The sequence below is a fragment of the Sinorhizobium sp. 7-81 genome (genome assembly GCF_030124405.1).
Taxonomy (GTDB): Bacteria; Pseudomonadota; Alphaproteobacteria; order Rhizobiales; family Rhizobiaceae; genus Sinorhizobium; species Sinorhizobium psoraleae.
The window spans coordinates 641,154-659,860 of the sequence record NZ_JASKLT010000002.1; the positions used below are offsets into that span (position 1 = coordinate 641,154).

Below are 18,707 nucleotides of genomic sequence, written 5' to 3' on the forward strand. Positions count from 1 at the left end.
GCCGCCCGGCCAAGCGTGAGTATCCGACGATACTCCGATCCGTCCGTGTTGGTCACCCTACAGCGCCGCGCGTCCTTTCAGACGCGCAAAGGTCGCTCCTGCGGAGCCCTATGCTGGCTTCGACTCTGGCCGGGATCGGTGTCCTGCAACTCCTGAGGGGACGCGTTCTTGGATCCGCCTCGGCTTTGGTCTTCTATGCGTTCGGCCGACACCGACCGCCCACACCAACTGATACTGTTCGAGTCGATCAGGCATGACAGGCGAGTTCGGCGCGCTTCATGCCTGATCGTCGCCGAGGAACGCAGCGACGCCGCGGCAACGTCGGTGTCGCTGATCAGGCGGACCGTCGACACCGCCGATGAATAATCTTGTGGAACATCCGATACTAGGGCACAATTTGTGGGTGCGGCGCTATCTAAAATCCGGCCGTCTCGCGCCGGGCGACAGTTCGCGTCGGAGGGTCGGCGTCGATGGACCAGGGGTTCTTTCTTCTGTTCGCTGCGGTGTCCGTGATCACGGCCCTGACTGTGGTTCTCGCGCGCAATCCGGTCCACAGCGCGTTGGCACTGATGACCTGTTTCCTGCAAATCTCGGCGCTCTTCGTCCTGCTTGGGGCGCCGTTGCTCGCCGTCATCCAGATTTTCGTCTACGTCGGCGCGATCATGGTCCTGTTCCTGTTCGTGATCATGATGATCGACGTGCGCGAAGCAGTGCTGCAGAGGTTTTTGCCGGGCGGAAACCTGCCGGCTCTGGTGTTGCTCGTCCTGCTCGGGATAGAAATGCTCGTGCTGGTGCTCTGGAGCGACCGCTTTTCGGCCACAGAGCCCGTTGCCGCGCGAGGCGGCGATCAGATCAGAGAACTCAGCACGACACTCTTCGCCGACTATCTCCTGCCGTTTGAAGTCGCCTCCGTCATCCTTCTGGCGGCGCTCGTTGGCGCCATCATGCTGGCGCGGAAGGAGTCGGGGTGATGGTTCCGCTCTGGTGGTATGTTTTGCTCGGGGTGGTCCTGTTCGTGATCGGAGCGGCGGGCGTGCTGGTCAGGCGTAATATCCTGATCGTGCTGATGTCGCTGGAGCTGCTGCTCAACTCGGTCAATATCAATTTCATCGCTTTCGGGCGCTACTACGCCGATTTCCGCGGGCAGATATTTGCGATCTTCGTCATCGCAACCACTGCAGCGGAGGTTGCCGTCGCCCTCGGCATCCTGGTCGCCCTCGTGAGGAACAAATCCACCCTCAAGGTCGACGACGTGACCGTGATGAAAGGATAGCGGCTTGGACCCGGTGATATCAATCCGGCCGCTGGCTGCCGTTACCGTCGCAGGTCTGGCGGCCCTTGCAGTTCTCCTTTTGAACAAGCGCGAAAAACTCCGCGATCTCGTCTCGCCACTGGCCGCGATCGTCATGTTCGCAATTGTCGCCTCGATGGCGCCGACGGTGCTCGCAGGCGGAACGGTCGATTTGCGCCTGTTCGAGATTCTGCCGGGGATCGACTTCGCCTTCCGGGTCGATGCGCTCGGCATGGTGTTTGCCACCGTCTCGTCTCTGCTGTGGATCGTCGCGGCGATCTATTCGATCGGCTACATGCGGCACCTGAACGAGCACGCGCAGACCCGATTCTTCGCCTGTTTCGCCACGAGCCTCGCGGCGGCCGTCGGCGGCGCTTTCTCCGCCAATCTGTTCACGCTGGTGATCTTCTACGAGGTCTTAAGCCTCGTGACCTACCCGCTCGTCTACCATCACGAGGACGAAGAGGGGTGGAAGGGCAGCCGCAAGTACCTCGTCTACCTGATGGGCGCATCGAAAAGCGTGCTGCTTGCCGCGCTGGCGCTGACCTACCATATCGCGGGTTCACTCGATTTCGTGGCGGGGGGGCTGCTGGCGGGTGCCGATGCGTCGGGCCCGCTGCTGACGGTCGTCTATTTCTGCTATCTCTTCGGTTTCGCCAAGGCCGCTGTGATGCCGATGCACGCCTGGCTGCCTGCCGCGATGGTGGCGCCGACACCGGTCAGCGCGCTCCTGCATGCGGTCGCCGTGGTCAAGATGGGCGTGTTCTGCGTGCTGCGGGTGGTGTTCCATGTCTTCGGCGTGGGGCTCGTTGGCGGGTTGGGACTGGGCATCGCCACGGCCTATCTGGTCTCGTTCACCATCCTGATGGCGTCCGTCTACGCGCTGACGCGGGACGACCTGAAGGCGCGGCTCGCCTATTCGACGGTGAGCCAGCTCTCCTACGTGGTGCTGGGCGCGGTGCTCCTCTCGCCCGTCGCGATGGTCGGCGGAATCATCCACATCGCGGCGCACGCGTTTTCCAAGATCACTCTCTTTTTTTGCGCCGGGTCGATCTATTGCGCGTCCGGCAAGCGAAACATCAGCGATATGGCCGGCATCGGCCGCAGGCTGCCCTGGACCATGGGGGCGTTCTTCGTCGCCTCGCTCAGCATGATAGGCGTGCCGCCGACCGCAGGCTTCGTCAGTAAGTGGTATCTGACGTTAGGCTCGGTCCAGGCGGGGGAGGTGGCGTTCCTGATCGTGCTGCTGGCGAGTTCGGTCCTGAACGCCGCCTATTTCCTGCCGGTAAGCTACGTCGCCTTTTTCGGGACGGAGGCGCCGGAGAGCCGGGCGACGATCCGTGAAATTCCGCTGGTGACGATCCCTCTGGTTGCGACCGCCATCCTGTCGGTTTTGATGGGCGTCTTCCCCGGCTATTTCCTCGCTTTGGCGGAAGGAGTGGTCAGATGATCGAGCGGATCGTCGGTTTCTTTGGCGACGAGACGCATGCGACCCGGCGGCGCCGGTTGTTCTATCTGGTGCTCGTCCTGATCGTCGTCGCCGACTTTCTCGTCTCCCGCGAACATGCCGAATACCTGTGGGAGCGCCTGCCTGGCTGGTCGGCCGTCTACGGCTTCGGCTCCTGCGTGCTGCTGATTTTCGTTTCCAAGTTCCTCGGCCATCAGGGTGGCCTCATGCGGCGCGAGGGCTATTATGATTGACTTTGTCCATCCCGCCCTGCTGTTCATTCTTGGCGCCGTGCCGATCCCCTTCCTGAAAGGGACGCTCCGCAAGGCCTATCTGGTGCTGATCCCGGTGCTGGCTATCCTTGCTGTGCTCACCGTGCAACCAGGCAGCTATGGCGCGGCGCAGTTCATCGGGCAAGAAATCCTCGTTGCGAAGATCGACAGGCTGACGATCGTCTTTGCCACCGTTTTCACCATCATGGCCCTGATCGGCATGGTCTATGCGCTGCATCTGACGCGCCCCGGCCAGCACGTGGCGGCATTCGTCTATGTCGGCAGTGCGCTCGGCGTGGTGTTTGCCGGCGACTACCTCAACCTTTACCTGTTCTGGGAGGGCATGGCGTTTGCCTCTGCCTATCTGGTTTTCGCCCAGGGAGGCGAGCGCGCGACCCGCGCCGCGTTCCGCTACCTCATGGTCCATATCACCGGCGGAGTCGCCCTGCTGGGCGGCATCGTTCTCCACGGGCTCGCCACCGGCTCGCTACTCTTCGGTCCAATAGAAGGAGGCCCAGTCGGGGGAGGAATGGGCGCCGGCGCCTATCTGATTCTTGCCGGGTTCCTGCTCAATGCAGCCGTGCCGCCGCTCAACGCCTGGCTCACCGATGCCTATCCGGAGGCGACCGTCACCGGGGCGGTGTTCATGAGCGCCTTCACCACCAAGACCGCCGTCTATGTGCTGGCGCGAGCGTTTCCCGGCACCGAACTGCTGGTCTGGCTCGGCACCGCGATGGCGCTATACGGCGTCGTCTACGCGGTGCTCGAAAACGACAGCCGGCGGCTTCTCGCCTATCACATCGTCAGCCAGGTGGGCTACATGGTGGCAGGCGTCGGCATCGGGACCGAAATGGCGGTGAACGGTGCCACCAGTCATGCTTTCGCGCATATCCTCTACAAGGGGCTCCTGTTCATGGGGGCCGGCGCGGTGATCCACGTCACCGGGCGGCGCAAGCTCACCGAGCTCGGCGGGCTCTACAGAAGCATGCCGCTGACGGTGGCGCTCTACATGGTCGGCGCCTTTGCCATCTCGGCATTTCCGTTCTTCTCGGGCTTCGTCACCAAGTCGATGGTGGTGGCCGCTGCCGGGCAGGATCACCGCGCGCTGGTGTTGCTGGCGTTGACGATGGCGTCGTCCGGGACGTTCCTGCACACGGGGCTCAAGCTCCCATACTATATGTTCTTCGGCACGGACCGGAAGCTGGAGGCGCGGGAGCCGCCCGGAAACATGCTGGTTGCGATGGGCATGGCGGCCGCACTCTGTATCGCGATCGGGGTTTTCCCTCAGCCGCTTTACGCGCTTCTTCCCTATCCGGTCGACTTCGAACCCTATACCGGCGTTCATATCACCGAGAGCCTCGGCGTGCTGATGTTCACCGCACTGGGTTTTGTGTTGTTCCTCAGGGCGCTCGATCCGGAGAACACGATCAGCATCGACACCGACTGGTTCTACCGCAAGGGCGCGCGAACCTTCATGTGGCTCGCCGAAAAACCGCTGGCCCGCTACGAGAAGGCGGTCAGCAACGTGTCCGAGACCGCGGCGCTGCCCTTCCTGCATGGGACCGCGCGGGCGGGGCTGCGGGTCGATCTCAACGCCGTGGATGCCGTGGTGAATGGCGTCGCCCGCGCGATCCTCAATGGCGGCGGGACGTTGCGGCGCCTCCAGACCGGCGTCGTGACACATTACGCGCTGGCGATGATCGCCGGTGTGATCGCGGCTACGGCCATATTCGCCGTTGCGTGGCAATAGGGGGTGCGATGACGGTCCCACTGCTCAGCCTCATCGTCTTCATGCCGGCCGTCGGGGCGGCGCTCCTGATGTTTCTGCGCAACGACGATGCGGTCCGGTGGACGGCGCTCGGTTTCACCGTTCTCGATTTCGCTCTCTCGATCGTGATGCTTGCCGGCTTCGACACCACGACGCACGAGATGCAGTTCACCGAGAGGCGCCCGTGGGTGCCCGCGCTCGGCATCACCTATGCGCTCGGCGTCGACGGGATCAGCGCGCTTTTCGTGTTCCTGACCGCGCTGTTGGGCTGGATCTGCGTGCTTGCCTCATGGGTCGCTATCGACCGCAAGGTGAAGGAGTTCATGATCAGTCTGCTTGCCATGCAGGCGCTGATGCTGGGGGTATTCTGCGCGCTCGACCTTTTCCTGTTCTATGTCTTCTGGGAGGCGATGCTGATCCCGATGTATCTGATCATCGGTGTCTGGGGCGGCGACGGTCGGGTCTATGCGGCGTTCAAGTTCTTCCTTTACACGCTGGCGGGCAGCCTCCTGTTCCTGGTCGGCGTCATTGTTCTCTATTTCCAGGGCGGCGAGACCTTCGACATCCTCGCTCTGACAGCGCAGGATCTGCCGTTCCAGGTTCAGTCCTGGCTGTTCTTCGCCTTCCTCATCGCTTTTGCGGTCAAGGTACCCATGGTTCCGGTCCATACCTGGCTGCCGGACGCCCATGTGCAGGCGCCGACGGCGGGCAGCATCATTCTTGCCGGCGTGCTCCTGAAGATGGGCGCCTACGGGTTCCTGCGGTTCTCGCTGCCGATGCTACCGGAGGCGTCGGTGTATTATTCGACGCTGATGCTGGCGCTTTCGGCGCTTGCGATCGTTTATGGCGGGTTTCTCGCGCTGGCGCAGGACGATCTGAAGAAACTGGTGGCCTATTCGAGCATCAGCCACATGGGCTTTGTCACCATGGGCATCTTTGCGCTGAACCTCCGCGGGCTCGAAGGCGGCATCCTGCAGATGTTCAATCACGGCGTGACGACGGGCGCCCTTTTCCTGTTCGTCGGCCTGATCTACGAACGGACCCATACCCGAAGCATCGCCGACTATGGCGGGCTGATGAAGGTGGCGCCGGTCTATACCGCGTTCCTTGCGTTATTCACGCTGTCGTCGATGGCGCTACCGGGAACGAATTCGTTCGTGGGCGAGTTGCTCGTGCTGTCGGGCGGGTTTGCGGCAAACCTCGCCGTCGGCGCTGCCGCCGTCCTGGGCGCATTGCTGGGCGCAGCCTACCTGCTCGGCATGTACAGGAAGGTCGCGCTTGGTCCGGTCAGCGCCCGCGCCCAATTCAAGATACGCGACGTGAACGGTCGCGAGATCACTGCGATCCTACCGCTGGCCGTCTTCGTGCTTTGGGTCGGGCTCTATCCAAAGCCCTTTCTCGACGTCATGGACGCCTCGGTGAAACATCTGCTGACGCAGGTGCATGACAGAGAGAGCGGCCAATGACCGCCGCTGAGCTTTTCCAGTCGGTTCTGGCAAGCCTGCCCGAGATCGCCGTGGTCACCGGGGCCTGCATCCTGCTGATCGTTGGACAGCTTGTGCCGAAGGGGCAGGAATTTTTCCATGTCTGGGCTTCCGTGGCGGTGGTGCTGATTGCCGCCTTGCTGACACTCATGCTGGCGGGCGAAGTGCGGCCCGCCTACACGGGCATGTTCATCGCCGACCGCTTCGCGGTCTTCTTCAAGTTCGTGTTCTACCTTGCGACCGTCCTCACATTCCTGCTTTCGCGAAAATATGCCGACATAGAAGGGATCGGGAGCAGCGAATATTACGTCCTGCTGCTCTTCGCACTTTCGGGCATGATGATCCTAGCCTCGGCGACCGATCTCCTGTCGATCTATGTAGGCCTCGAACTGATGGTGCTCTGCACCTATGTACTGACCGGCTTTCTGCGGGGAGAGCGGCGGTCCAACGAAGCGGCGCTGAAATACGTCATCCTTGGCGCTGCCTCGACCGGGATCTTTCTTTACGGCGTTTCGCTGGTCTATGGCCTTACCGGCACCACACAACTGGACGCGATGGCTGCGGCGGTGAGCGGCGATCCACTCGATCCGGGATTGTTGCTGGCGGTGGTCTTCATCGTTGCCGGGCTGGTCTTCAAGGTCGGCGCGGTGCCGTTCCATATGTGGGTGCCGGACGTCTATGAAGGCGCGCCGACGACGATCACCGCCTTCATGTCGGTCGGCCCCAAGGCGGCGGGCTTTGCGGTGATCCTGCGCGTGTTCCTCAACCCTCTGGTCGCAGCCTCGGAAGTTTGGATCATCGTCGCGGTGATTGCGGTGGTGACAATGGCGCTCGGCAGTTTCGTGGCGCTGGTGCAGGATAATTTCAAGCGCGTCCTCGCCTATTCGAGCATCGCCCATGCCGGCTTCGCCATCCTCGGCGTGGTGGCCGGCGGTCAGGACGGCATCGCCAGCGTGATGTTCTATCTGCTGATCTACGCTTTCATGAACCTCGGCATCTTCGGCACCGTCATCATGATGCGGAACGGCGATTTCTCGGGCGAGGTCATCGAAGATTACGCGGGTTTCGCCAAGTCGCATCCCGGTCTGGCGTTTCTGATGCTGCTCTTTCTGTTCTCGCTGGCCGGCATTCCGCCGACGGCCGGATTCTTTGCCAAGTTCTACGTGCTGGTAGCACTTGTCGAGCAAGGTTTCGTCTTGCTGGCGGTGATTGCCGTGTTGCTGAGTGCCGTCGCCGCCTACTTTTACATCCGCATTGTCATGGTGATCTACATGCGCGAGCCGGAGAGAACGTTCGAACCGGCGTTGACGCCCCTGGTCCGCGCCACGCTCGCCTTCACCGCCGCCGGCACCATCGGCATCGGCCTGTTTCCGGCGTGGTTTCTGGGGCTTGCTCAGCGCTCGGTCTTCGGCGGCTAATCGATTGGATTTGCAATGATCCGCCCGGCGGAATAGACTGACTGGTCAAGGAAGGATTGCCCAAGTCGGCTTTCCGGGCGACCGCATCACCGGTCCCGAACTGGATCGGTCTCGGCGCGAGCAAAGCCCTACTGCATGTTTCCTTAAACCCTAGCCGGTTTAAGAGTAAAACATGCAGCATTCAAAGTGCTACAGCGTCCTTTGCGCGTCCGAGAAGACGCGCGGCGCCGTAGGTGGCTGACGGGGACGGAATTATGACCCCAATGGAATTCCTGCCGGTTCTTTTCATGGTCGCCGGAATTGTTCTGGTGGCGCTGGCGACGCTTTTTGTCTCTTCGCTGCTGCGCCCGTCCAATCCCTATCCCGCGAAGAACATGCCCTATGAATGCGGCATGGACCCGGCTGGCGAGGCCGCCGGCGGCCGCCTGAGGGTGCAGTTCTTCATTCTTGCGATCCTGCTGGTCGTCTTCGATGTCGAGGCGATGTTCCTCTTTCCCTGGGCCGTCGTCCTGAAAGAGATCGGGCTGGTAGGCTATGTCGAGATGTTCGTCTTCATGTTGCTGCTTATCGTGGGCTTCGCCTACGCCTGGCTGAAAGGGGCGCTGGAATGGGAGGCGTAAACAACGCGATCCGCGACAGCGTTCTGTTCACCACGGCCGACAGCATCATCAACTGGGGCCGAAGATCGGCGCTGTGGCCAGAGACCTTCGGAATTGCCTGCTGCGCCATCGAGATGATCTCGGCGGGGTGTGCCCGCTACGATCTCGACCGGTTCGGCGTGGTGTTCCGGCCGTCGCCGCGTCAATCGGATGTGATGATCATCGCCGGCACCATAACGCGGAAGTTCGCGCCAGTGGTGCGCCGGCTCTACGACCAGATGCCGGAGCCGCGCTGGGTCATCGCCATGGGCACCTGCGCCATCTCGGGTGGGGTCTACAACACCTATGCGGTGGTACAGGGCGCGGAAACCTTCGTGCCGGTGGACGTGCATGTGCCCGGCTGTCCGCCGCGGCCCGAGGCGCTTATGCACGGCTTCCTTCTGCTTCAGGAGAAGATCAAGAAGTCCAGGGCGCTCGCCGGGACGCCGCTGGAGAGGATCGCCCTGCCATGAGCGCGGAGACGTCTCTCATCCGCACCTTGATCACGGAACGTTTCGGAGGGGCAATCGAAGAGCTCGGCTTCTCGCACGGGGTTCACGCTTTTGCCTCTCCGCCCGACAGGATCGTCGAGCTTTGCCGATTCCTGAAGGAACACCCGGCGTTGCGGTTCGATTTCCTGTCCGATATCTGCGGGGTCGATCACCACCCGGAGGCACCGCGATATGAGGCGGTGTACCACCTCTATTCGCTGCCGAACAAATGGCGCGTTCGGATCAAGTGCCGCCTCGGCGATCCGCCGCGGGTACCCTCGGTGACGGGGGTCTGGCGCACCGCCAACTGGCATGAGCGCGAGGCCTGGGACATGTACGGGATCAGGTTCGATGGCCATCCCGACCTGCGCCGGATCTACATGTGGGAAGGGTTCGAGGGCTTCCCGCAGCGCAAGGATTTTCCGCTCCGGGGCTACAAGGACGAGCTGAACCCGTTCGGCGCCGAAGGCGCACCGCCGACCCAGCCGGACCTTGCCACCAAGGACATCCCTTAGAGCGGGATGAGGAAAAGTGTGTGCGGTTTTCCGCCCGCATCCCGCATCAACTGATTTAACGGAGGCCGCTCGACACCGGGAAATGTGAGATGACCGAAGTCACTGAGCTCATGAGGCCGCAAGGCGAGGCACTCGACACCAAGGAGGTGCTTCTCAATCTCGGCCCGCAACATCCCAGCACGCATGGGGTGCTGCGGCTCGTCCTCGAGCTGGACGGCGAGTATGTCTCCCGCGTCGACCCGCATATCGGTTATCTGCACCGCGGCACCGAGAAACTGGCCGAGAGCTTCACCTACACCCAGATATTCCCGCTCACCGACAGGCTCGACTATGTCTGCCCGCCCTCGAACAACCTGGCCTTCGCGCTGGCAGTCGAGAAGCTCCTGGGCATCGAAGCGCCGATCCGCGCGCAATATATACGCGTGCTCATGGCGGAACTGGCGCGGATCTCCGGCCATCTCCTGATCACCGGCGCGCTGCCGATGGATCTCGGCGCCATGACCGCGCTGCTTTATGCCATGCGCGAGCGCGAAATGATCATGGACCTGTTGGAGATGGTCAGCGGGGCGCGGATGCATACCTCCTTCTGCCGGGTTGGCGGTGTGCGCGAGGACCTTCCGGACGCCTTCTTCCCGAAGATCAGGGAATTCTGCGACATCTTCCCGAACCGGATCCGCGACTACGAACGGCTGCTCGATAACAACCGCGTGTTCCTGAAGCGCACCGAGGGGATCGGGGTGATCTCCGCCGAGGACGGCATCGATCTTGGCCTGAGCGGCCCGAACCTGCGCGCCTCGGGCGTCGACTGGGATATCCGGCGCGACGAGCCCTACGAGATCTACGATCGGCTCGACTTTAAGGTCATTACCCGCGACGAGGGCGATTGTTATGCGCGCTGGCAATGCCGGGTCGAGGAGATGCGCGAAAGCGTCCGGATCATCGAGCAATGTCTCGACCAGATGCCCGAGGGCCCGTTCCAGATCGACATGCCGACCATCGCCTTCCCAGTGGACAAGGAGCGGGTGCACTGCTCGATGGAGGCGCTGATCCAGCATTTCGACCTGTCGGCCTATGGCTTCAATGTGCCGAAGGGCGAGGTCTATTCGGCGATCGAGGCGCCAAAGGGCGAACTCGGCTTCTACATCATCAGCGACGGGTCGCCGAAACCGTTCCGCATGAAGGTGCGGGCACCCTCGTTCGTCAACCTTCAGGCACTCTTCGGGGTCACCAACGCCCATTACCTGGCGGACATGATCGCCGTGCTCGGCAGCCTCGATCCTGTCATGGCGGAGGTGGACAAGTAGCAGGAGATTTAAACGCAATGACCATGCGCGAAGAGATCGAACAGGCGGCGGCGCGGTATCCCGACCAGCGCTCGGCGATCATGCCCGCGCTCCTGATCGCGCAGAAGGAACATGGCCATCTGCCCGGCCCGGTGCTGGAAGAGGTCGCCGACATCCTCGGCGTCGAGCGGATCTGGGTCTACGAACTGGCGACCTTCTACACCCTCTTCCATACCGAGCCAGTGGGCATGTTCCATCTGCAGCTCTGCGACAATGTCTCCTGTATGCTGTGCGGCTGCGAGAACCTGCTGAAGCATCTGGAAGATGTCCTCGGGGTCAAGAAGGGCGGCACGACCACGGACGGGCTGTTCACGCTTTCGACCGTGGAATGCCTCGGCGCTTGCGAGATGGCTCCGGTGATGCAGGTCGGCGATGACTATCATGGCGACCTCGACATCGCCCGGGTCGACGCGCTTCTGGACAGGCTGCGCGCGACGGTGCGGCAGGCGACTGGCGCCGATCTCGCCGCCGCAGGATCACCGGGAGAATAGCGCCATGTTCGAGCCGGTTCTTCTCAAGAATATCGACATGCCGGACGGTCATTTGCTGTCGACCTATGAGGCTGGCGGCGGCTACAAGGCGCTGGCAAAGGCGCTCAACGAGTACACGCCCGACGAGGTCGTGGAGCTCGTCAAGCAGTCCAACCTGCGCGGTCGCGGCGGTGCCGGATTTCCGACCGGCATGAAATGGAGTTTCGTGCCGAAAGGGGCCGACAAGCCGAAGTACCTGTGCTGCAACGCGGACGAAGGAGAGCCCGGCACCTTCAAGGACCGGATCATAATGGAGCGCGATCCGCACCAGCTCATCGAGGGGCTGGCGGTCAGCGCCTACGCGATCGGCGCCGAAACCGCCTATGTCTACATCCGCGGGGAATATGTGACCGCGATCCGTCGCCTGGAGCAGGCGATCGCCGAGGCTCATGAAAGGGGCTATCTGGGATCGAGTATTCTGGGATCGGATTTCAATTTCGCCGTGCACATTCACTGCGGCGCCGGCGCATATATCTGCGGCGAGGAGACCGCGATGCTCGAGTCGCTCGAGGGCAAACGGGCGCAGCCGCGATTGAAACCGCCGTTCCCGGCCGTGGCCGGGCTCTACGCAAGCCCCACGGTGATCAACAATGTCGAGACGCTCGCTTGCGTGCCGCATATCGTAATGCGCGGGCCGGAATGGTTCCGGGACATCGGTCCGAACAAGAGCCCCGGTCCGAAACTCTATTGCGTGAGCGGGCAGGTGCGCAAACCCGGTCTCTACGAGTTGCCGATGGGCATACCGCTGCGCGAGCTCGTCGAGAACCACGCCGGCGGTCCGCTGCCGGGACGCAGGATCAAGGCGGTGATTCCGGGCGGCGTCTCGGCACCGGTTATCCCGGAGTCCGGGCTGGAAGTGGGGATGGATTTCGACTCGCTGGCCGCCGCCGGATCGATGCTCGGCTCGGCCGGCGTGATCGTGGTCGACGACTCCACCTGCATGGTCAACGTCGCCACCCGGATCATCGAGTTCTTCCATCACGAGTCCTGCGGCAAGTGCACGCCGTGCCGGGAGGGATTGAACTGGGTCGTGAAAGTCCTGCGCCGGATTGAGGCGGGAGAGGGCGAACCCGGCGATCTGGAGCAACTGGAGATGCTCTGCAAGGGCATTTTCGGCAACACGTTTTGCGCCTTGGGCGACGGCGCCGCGATGGGCTTGCGGGCCGCCCTTAAGCATTTCCGCGACGAATTCGTCACCCATATCGAGGAGCGGAGGTGCCCGTTCCACTGAAGGATGGGGCTGGGAGGAAATATGGTTAGCATCACGATCGACGGACAAACGCTGGAAGTGGAGGCTGGCTCCACGGTGCTGCAGGCTGCTGAACGCTTGGGCATCGACATCCCGACCTTCTGCTATTGGAAACGGCTGCCGGCGCTGGCCTCGTGCCGCATGTGCCTGGTGGAGGTCGAGGGGCTGCGGCGATTGCAACCGTCCTGCGCCACCGTGATCACCGACGGAATGGTGGTGCGGACGAACACGCCTCAGATCGACGAAACGCGTTCTTCCATGCTCGACATGCTGCTCGCCAATCATCCGCTCGACTGCCCGATCTGCGACAAGGGCGGCGAGTGCGAGCTTCAGGACATGGTGATGGCATACGGGCCGCGCAAAAGCGAGTTCCACGATCCCAAGCGTGTGTTCCACTCGAAGGACATCCGTCTGAGCCCGGTCATCATCATGAACGTCAACCGCTGCATCCAGTGCCAGCGCTGTGTGCGGATGTGCGAGGAAGTCGTCGGCGCGGTCGCCCTGGGCACCGTCGAAAAAGGCATGGATACCGCCGTCACCGGCTTCGAGGGCAGCCTCGCGAGCTGCGACCAGTGCGGCAACTGCGTCGAGGTCTGCCCGGTCGGCGCGCTGATGAGCTTCCCTTATCGCTACAAGGCGCGGCCTTGGGATCTGGCCGAGACCGACACGATCTGCCCGCATTGTGGCACCGGGTGCCAGCTGACCGTCGGCGCGCGCAAGGGCGAGTTCATGCGAGTCCGCTCAGACTGGGAGCACGGGGTCAATCGCGAAACGCTCTGCGCGCGCGGGCGCTTCGGCCTCGACTTCATTGAGAGCCGGGATCGGATCAAGCGGCCGATGATCCGTCGCGATGGCGTCCTCGTTGCGGTTTCCTGGGACGAAGCGGGGGATTATTTGCGCCGGCGACTGTCGGCCGTCGAGGACAAGGTTGCCGGCGGGCTGGCCTCGCCACGCCTTCCGAACGAGGTGCTCTACCAGTTCCAGAAGCTGATGCGGACGGTGTTCCGGACGAACAACATCGACTGTTCGACGCGCTGGTCCACGCCATTCGATGCGCTCGGGCCATTCGTTGCCGGTTTCCATACCCGCGCGCCGCTGGACGAGGTCATCGGCAGCGACTGCGTGCTCGTCGTCGGCGGCAACGTGACCGAGGAGAACCCGGTCACGGAATACCTGCTGCGCGACGCCGCGCGGCAGCGACAAACCGGCTTGCTCATGCTCTCGGCGCGGCCATCCCGTCTGGATGCCGATGCCCGGGCGGTGGTTCGCGTCCCTCCGGGTGGAGAAGCGGCGAGCCTTGCGGCCGTGGTCGCCGCGCTCGTGGCAACGGCTGGTGAGAGCTTGCCGGGCGACGTTCTTGCGGACATTGGTGCGGCAATCGGCGGTCCGGCGGTGATCACCGGCCATGACGGACCGGATCGTCTGGCCACGGCGCTTAAGGAAGGCCGCAGCGTCACCCTGCTTGTCAGCGTCGACCTCCTGAGATCACCTGAAGCGCGTGCGACACTGCAACAGCTCAACAATCTGCTCCAGGTTCTTCGTCTGCTCGGCAAGGACGTGGCGATGCAGTTCCTCTTCGACCGTGCCAATCAGATGGGTGCCTGGGACATGGGAGTCCTGCCGGCGGCTCTGCCGGGCCTGCGTGCGGTCTCCGATGACGCGGCGCGCACAGCGCTCGCTCGGAGCTGGGGCGCCGAAATCCCGTCTGAACCGGGCGCGGATCTCGACGCCATGCTGGAGCTCTGCGTCGGCGGCCGGATGGGCGTGCTCCACATCGCCGGAACCGACCCCCTGGTCAGCTATCCCGACAGGGATTTCGTGACACGGGCGCTTGGCGCCGCCGATCTCGTGATCGTGCAGGACAGCTTTCTCACGGAAACGGCGGGTCTGGCCGACGTCGTACTGCCCGCGGCGGGTTACGGCGAGGAATCCGGCACGTTTACCAACAACGAGGGCCGGACGCAGAAGATCAGCAAATTTCGCGAGCCCGCCTCCGACGCGCGGGGCAACCTGGCGGTCTTCGACTTCGTCGCGGCGCTCCGTAATCAAGCGCTGCGACCATCGACGCAGGGTGAGGTTTTCAACGAGATCGCCCGGCTCGTTCCGGCCTATCAGGGGTTGACGCAGGATGGGCTTGGCGCAGACGGCGCCTTCACAAAAGCGGCCCCGACGCCGCCGGCTCATGAGTTCTTCGCAGCACCACCTGTCCCCAAAGCAACCAGCCAGTTCATGCTGGTCACCGGCAACGGCCTGTTTCACAATGGATATCTTTCCGAACGCTCGGAGATCCTGAATACGATCGCAGACGATCCCTATGTCGAGATGAGCGCGCAGGATGCCGCTGAGCTTGGCCTTTCCGATCAGGATCAGGTGGCCGTGCGGTCCGCTCATGGCGAACTGACGGCGAAGCTCAAGGTCAACCGGCGCTTTCCGAGAGGCCTCGTGTTTGTTCCCGAAAACTACAGGGATTTGCGCCTCAACAGCTTGATGCGGCGGGGAGAATATCCATGTCCGGTGGAGGTTCACGAAGCAAGGGCATCTTCGGGATCATCCCTCCCAGCCGATGCGGCGGCGAGCGCTGAGGATGTCGACCAAGGCATGGCCGGTGGCTTGCCCTGACCCTGCATCGCACACCGAGCGCATCCTCTCTTGAATCGGGAGCGCGACCCTTGCGCGTCTCAACAGGCGCGCGGCGCTCAGTATTGTCAGTGATAGTTGACCCCGCAAATGTAATCGTGCAGTTCCTGCTCCGTGCGCAATGCTTCATCGAGCCTGTGCTTGACCACGTCGCCGATGCTGACCACGCCGACAACGACGTCGCCATCCGTGACCAGCACATGGCGCGTACGCCGCTGGGTCATGATCGCCATCGCAAAGGGCAGCAGGTCCTGTGTCGAACAGGTCGCCACGCTGCGGTTCATTATGTCGCCGACCCGCATCATCGTTGCCTCGGGCCCGTATTCCGCCACGGCATTGCAGCAATCGCGTTCGGAAAGCGTGCCCATGTATTCCCCGGGCAAGGGACTGACGACCACAAAGCCTATATTGTTGTCGCGAAATAGCCGCAGGACTTCCACCATCGTCTGATCGGGACCGACCGCGATGACTCCGACCCCCTTGTTCTTCACGATTTCGCCGACAAACATCTGAGCCTCCTATCCGAGCGCCCCGGTTTGACAGCTGGCAGGCGTTCACGTTCGCCGGATATTCCGCCACCAGTTGTAACCCTGTGGCTCGTTTGCCTCCACCAGCACATCCTTCTTCGTGTTCAGGCGCGCAGCGACCACGCCGCCGCCGGTCGCAGCCTTGCCTGGTTTGGTGAGCAGGTCGTCGCGCCCGATCACCAAATCTCGCGAGGAAAAACTTGAGAATTCATATTGTTGGCCAAGCGCGATCGCATCCGCCGGGCAGGCGTCCTCGCATAGCCCGCAGAACAGGCAGCGGGCCGTGTCGATTTCGAACTTGGCCGGGCGCCGGTTGCCCTTCTCGTCTTCGTAGGGGACGACTTCGATGCAATAGCAGGGACAGATCCGCGCGCAGAGCTCGCAGGCCACGCACTTGATCTCGCCCTCTTCGTCGCGCTTCAGGAAGTGATGCCCGCGATAACGCGGATAGGGCAGCCATTTCTCCTTGTCCGGATACTGCATGGTCACGGATCTGGAGAACATATAGCCGAAAGTCAGCGCCAGGCCGTTCGCCAGATCAGCAAAAAACGCCCAACCGATCCATGTTCCAATCGTGTTCCGTGCGCGCGACATCGCCGCCTCGCTCTCAGCATCATGCGCCTATTCGGACGCATAGGCGCCGCTGCAGCCTTTGAATTGCTGAGCCGCTGCGGCCCCTAAGAGAATGCAATACCGGTGATAATTATGTTCGCCATCGACAAAGGAAGCAAGACTTTCCATCCGATCGCCATCAGCTGGTCGTAGCGGTAGCGGGGGAGAGTGAAGCGAAGCCACATGAACAGATAGACGAAAAACGCCACCTTGAGCACGAACCAGACGAGCGGCGGCAATGGCAGCAGCACGCCGTTCCAGCCGCCGAAGAACAGGATCACAACCAGGACCGACACCAAGAGCATGATGGCGTATTCGCTGGCCATGAAGAACGCGAAGCGGATGCCACTGTATTCAGTATGGAATCCGGCCCCGAGATCGCCTTCAGCTTCCGCCAGATCAAAGGGAATGCGCTGGGCTTCGGCCAGCCCCGCGACGAAGAAGACAAAGAAACCGACCGGTTGATAGACGACGTTCCAGACATCGGCCTGGGCCCGCACGATGTCCAGAAGGCTCATGGACTGCGCCATCATTACCACGCCGATGACCGCGAACCCCATCGGGATCTCGTAGCTGATCATCTGCGCGCAGGTCCTGAGGCTGCCCAGGACCGCGTATTTGCTGTTCGCGGCCCAGCCGCCGAAGATGATGCCGTAGACCTCCAGGCCGATCACGGCGAAGACGAAAAGGAGCGCCACGTTCAGGTTGGAAACGTAGAGCGTGATCTCGTTGCCGAGGACCGAGACGGTTTCGCCGAAAGGGACCGCGACGAACACCACGAAGGGCGGGGCGAGCGCCAGGATTGGAGCCAGTTTGAACAGGAAGCGGTCGGCATCGGCCGGGATGTGGTCCTCTTTGGTCAAGAGCTTGATGCCATCCGCCACCGGCTGCAGCAGCCCGTGCCATCCGACGCGCATCGGTCCCATCCGCTGCTGGATGTGCCCGGCGATCTTGCGTTCCAGCCATGTTAGCGGCAAGGGCAGCAGCAGCAGGATTGCAATCAGCAACGCCACTTTGAAGATGATCAGGCCAAGGGCGACGATAAGTTCCATGATCCGCGGCTACTTGTCCAACGGTTGAAACGCAGCCGGACCTGCTCCGGCTGTGAGCACTTTGCTCACCTGTCTGGATGCACGGTACAACGGCCACGCACCACATACAATGCTATCGCGGTTCCGCGGTCACCCGGCGCGATGCAAGCAAGGACGGGAAGGCTTCTCCCGAAGAGATTCAGACTTTCATGCGGCCTTAGATCATCCGGCCATAGCGCGGGGATGGGAGGAATGACTGGCCGCTTGGGCGTCGCTCACTGACGACCTGCCGGATATGGCGGCGGCCGATTGTGCACGACGGCGTTCTCCCGGGGGAATACAGGGATGCGCCTGCCCGCGCGGGACGTCACCGTTGATCCGGGCTGTCCAGTCGCAACGAAAGCTGCACCCCGCCGCGTTTCAGCGTAGGCAGCGGACCGCTTAATTGAATTCGCCCGAAGATCTGTTTCCGTCGCTCTTGATGGCGTTCTCGCTGACGTCGCGCTGCGGCGACGGCAGCCATAGCTCGCTCGATTACTTCCTCCGCACGGGTCATGGCGGCCTCCGGTTTGTTCACTAGATGTTCTCATTCGCTGATGAGAATCTCAACCGATATCAGGGTGTCGCTTCAACACTGTCGGGCTTGAGTCTGCGGCTGCAGACATGGTTGGCTGTTGCCTAGTAGCCACCCGACACGAAGACGGCCTCGCCAGTCATGAAGCTGCAGGCGTCCGAGGCAAGGAAGAGCGCGGCGCCCACCATTTCATCGGGAGTGCCGGCGCGGCCCATCCAGTTGAGTGTGCGGACATAATTCGCCCAGCCTTCGGGGTCGCTGTCGCGACGGGCGGCGTTGCGATCGGTGTCGACGAGACCGGGGGCAAGCGTGTTCAGCAATACGCCGCGAGCCGCGTAGTCGCGGGCAAGACTCTGGATCAGATTGTGCTGAGCGGCTTTCGTCGCCGCGTAAATCGAGACGATCGATTTCGGCCGCAGCTGGTTGATGCTGCCGATGTTGACGACGCGACCCCAGCCACGCTCGGCCATGCCCGGCAGGACGGCCTGCAGCATCTCGACCGTCGCGCGCAGATTGACGTCGATCTGTGTTGCGAAATCCTCGATCGTGACGTCTTCGAATGTCCCATTGATTTGGGCAGACGCATTGACGACCAGTATGTCCAAGGGACCGGCGGCTGCTACCGCCGCGGCGACAATTTCCCGGCCGGCGCCCGGCGGCGATAATTCCCCGTGGATCGAAACAGCATTCCCTCCGCCTGCGCGGATCGCCTGCTCGACCTCATCTGTAGCGCCAGGTCTTTGGCCGTGCAGAACCACCCGCGCCCCATAGGCGGCAAACCCATGCGCGATCGACGCGCCGATGCCGCGGCTCGATCCCGTGACGAGAGCGGTCCGGTCCTTCAGCGAGAAGATGTCCAAATATTTCGTCACGAGACCTC

At 62.5% G+C, this 18,707-nt stretch carries 19 protein-coding genes; 14 read left to right on the top strand and 5 right to left on the bottom strand.

The window, feature by feature from the left end:
* Nucleotides 1-470 precede the first annotated feature (470 nt).
* The 14 genes from QN224_RS10240 (at nt 471) to nuoG (ending at nt 15,065) form a co-directional block, all read left to right on the top strand.
* A complete protein-coding gene (locus tag QN224_RS10240) occupies nt 471-971 on the top strand; it encodes an NADH-quinone oxidoreductase subunit J (protein WP_283976554.1) in 501 nt (166 codons plus the stop codon).
* Entirely contained in the window at nt 971-1,273 is a 303-nt protein-coding gene (nuoK, locus tag QN224_RS10245) for an NADH-quinone oxidoreductase subunit NuoK (RefSeq protein ID WP_173512065.1), read from the top strand. The genes QN224_RS10240 and nuoK overlap by 1 nt, the downstream gene beginning before the upstream one ends.
* 4 nt (nt 1,274-1,277) lie before the next feature.
* Nucleotides 1,278-2,741 (top strand): monovalent cation/H+ antiporter subunit D family protein, encoded by a 1,464-nt coding sequence (locus QN224_RS10250; RefSeq protein WP_283976555.1) that lies wholly within the window; start codon nt 1,278-1,280, stop codon nt 2,739-2,741.
* A complete protein-coding gene (locus QN224_RS10255; protein ID WP_283976556.1) occupies nt 2,738-2,992 on the top strand; it encodes a hypothetical protein in 255 nt (84 codons plus the stop codon). The genes QN224_RS10250 and QN224_RS10255 overlap by 4 nt, the downstream gene beginning before the upstream one ends.
* Complete coding sequence (locus tag QN224_RS10260; protein WP_283976557.1) at nt 2,985-4,760, top strand: Na(+)/H(+) antiporter subunit D; 1,776 nt, start codon at nt 2,985-2,987, stop codon at nt 4,758-4,760. Before QN224_RS10255 ends, QN224_RS10260 begins: the two co-directional genes overlap by 8 nt.
* A gap of 8 nt (nt 4,761-4,768) precedes the next feature.
* A complete protein-coding gene (locus QN224_RS10265) occupies nt 4,769-6,244 on the top strand; it encodes an NADH-quinone oxidoreductase subunit M (RefSeq protein WP_283976558.1) in 1,476 nt (491 codons plus the stop codon).
* Complete coding sequence (locus QN224_RS10270) at nt 6,241-7,680, top strand: NADH-quinone oxidoreductase subunit N (RefSeq protein ID WP_283976559.1); 1,440 nt, start codon at nt 6,241-6,243, stop codon at nt 7,678-7,680. Before QN224_RS10265 ends, QN224_RS10270 begins: the two co-directional genes overlap by 4 nt.
* 254 nt (nt 7,681-7,934) lie before the next feature.
* Nucleotides 7,935-8,300, top strand: coding sequence for an NADH-quinone oxidoreductase subunit A (locus QN224_RS10275; protein ID WP_269286113.1), 366 nt, complete (start codon nt 7,935-7,937; stop codon nt 8,298-8,300).
* Nucleotides 8,288-8,791, top strand: a complete 504-nt coding sequence (gene nuoB / locus QN224_RS10280; RefSeq protein WP_173512072.1) for an NADH-quinone oxidoreductase subunit NuoB — start codon at nt 8,288-8,290, stop codon at nt 8,789-8,791. Before QN224_RS10275 ends, nuoB begins: the two co-directional genes overlap by 13 nt.
* Nucleotides 8,788-9,324: an NADH-quinone oxidoreductase subunit C gene (locus QN224_RS10285; RefSeq protein WP_283976560.1), complete on the top strand. Its 537-nt coding sequence runs from the start codon at nt 8,788-8,790 to the stop codon at nt 9,322-9,324. The genes nuoB and QN224_RS10285 overlap by 4 nt, the downstream gene beginning before the upstream one ends.
* An 89-nt stretch (nt 9,325-9,413) precedes the next feature.
* Nucleotides 9,414-10,628 (top strand): NADH dehydrogenase (quinone) subunit D, encoded by a 1,215-nt coding sequence (gene nuoD, locus QN224_RS10290; protein WP_283976561.1) that lies wholly within the window; start codon nt 9,414-9,416, stop codon nt 10,626-10,628.
* Between the two features lie 17 nt (nt 10,629-10,645).
* Nucleotides 10,646-11,158 carry an NADH-quinone oxidoreductase subunit NuoE gene (nuoE, locus tag QN224_RS10295; RefSeq protein WP_283976562.1) on the top strand — a complete coding sequence of 171 codons (513 nt, stop codon included), beginning with the start codon at nt 10,646-10,648 and terminating at the stop codon, nt 11,156-11,158.
* Nucleotides 11,159-11,162: 4 nt separating this feature from the next.
* On the top strand, nt 11,163-12,428 hold the full coding sequence (nuoF, locus tag QN224_RS10300; protein ID WP_283976563.1) for an NADH-quinone oxidoreductase subunit NuoF: 1,266 nt from the start codon (nt 11,163-11,165) through the stop codon (nt 12,426-12,428).
* 21 nt (nt 12,429-12,449) lie between these two features.
* A complete protein-coding gene (gene nuoG, locus QN224_RS10305) occupies nt 12,450-15,065 on the top strand; it encodes an NADH-quinone oxidoreductase subunit NuoG (protein ID WP_283976564.1) in 2,616 nt (871 codons plus the stop codon).
* A gap of 86 nt (nt 15,066-15,151) precedes the next feature.
* On the opposite strand, the gene QN224_RS10310 is transcribed toward nuoG, so the two are convergent.
* The 5 genes from QN224_RS10310 to QN224_RS10330 all read right to left on the bottom strand — a co-directional run bounded on the left by QN224_RS10310 (nt 15,152) and on the right by QN224_RS10330 (nt 18,699).
* Entirely contained in the window at nt 15,152-15,592 is a 441-nt protein-coding gene (locus tag QN224_RS10310; protein WP_173512078.1) for a CBS domain-containing protein, read from the bottom strand.
* A 45-nt stretch (nt 15,593-15,637) separates the two neighbouring features.
* The gene (locus QN224_RS10315; protein WP_283976565.1) at nt 15,638-16,204 is read right to left on the bottom strand and encodes an NADH-quinone oxidoreductase subunit I; all 567 of its coding nucleotides are present in this window, start codon (nt 16,202-16,204) and stop codon (nt 15,638-15,640) included.
* An 83-nt stretch (nt 16,205-16,287) separates the two neighbouring features.
* The gene (gene nuoH, locus QN224_RS10320) at nt 16,288-17,274 is read right to left on the bottom strand and encodes an NADH-quinone oxidoreductase subunit NuoH (protein WP_269286104.1); all 987 of its coding nucleotides are present in this window, start codon (nt 17,272-17,274) and stop codon (nt 16,288-16,290) included.
* Between the two features lie 346 nt (nt 17,275-17,620).
* Nucleotides 17,621-17,809: a hypothetical protein gene (locus QN224_RS10325; protein ID WP_283976566.1), complete on the bottom strand. Its 189-nt coding sequence runs from the start codon at nt 17,807-17,809 to the stop codon at nt 17,621-17,623.
* Nucleotides 17,810-17,931: 122 nt separating this feature from the next.
* Entirely contained in the window at nt 17,932-18,699 is a 768-nt protein-coding gene (locus QN224_RS10330) for an SDR family oxidoreductase (protein WP_283976567.1), read from the bottom strand.
* Nucleotides 18,700-18,707: the final 8 nt, after the last annotated feature.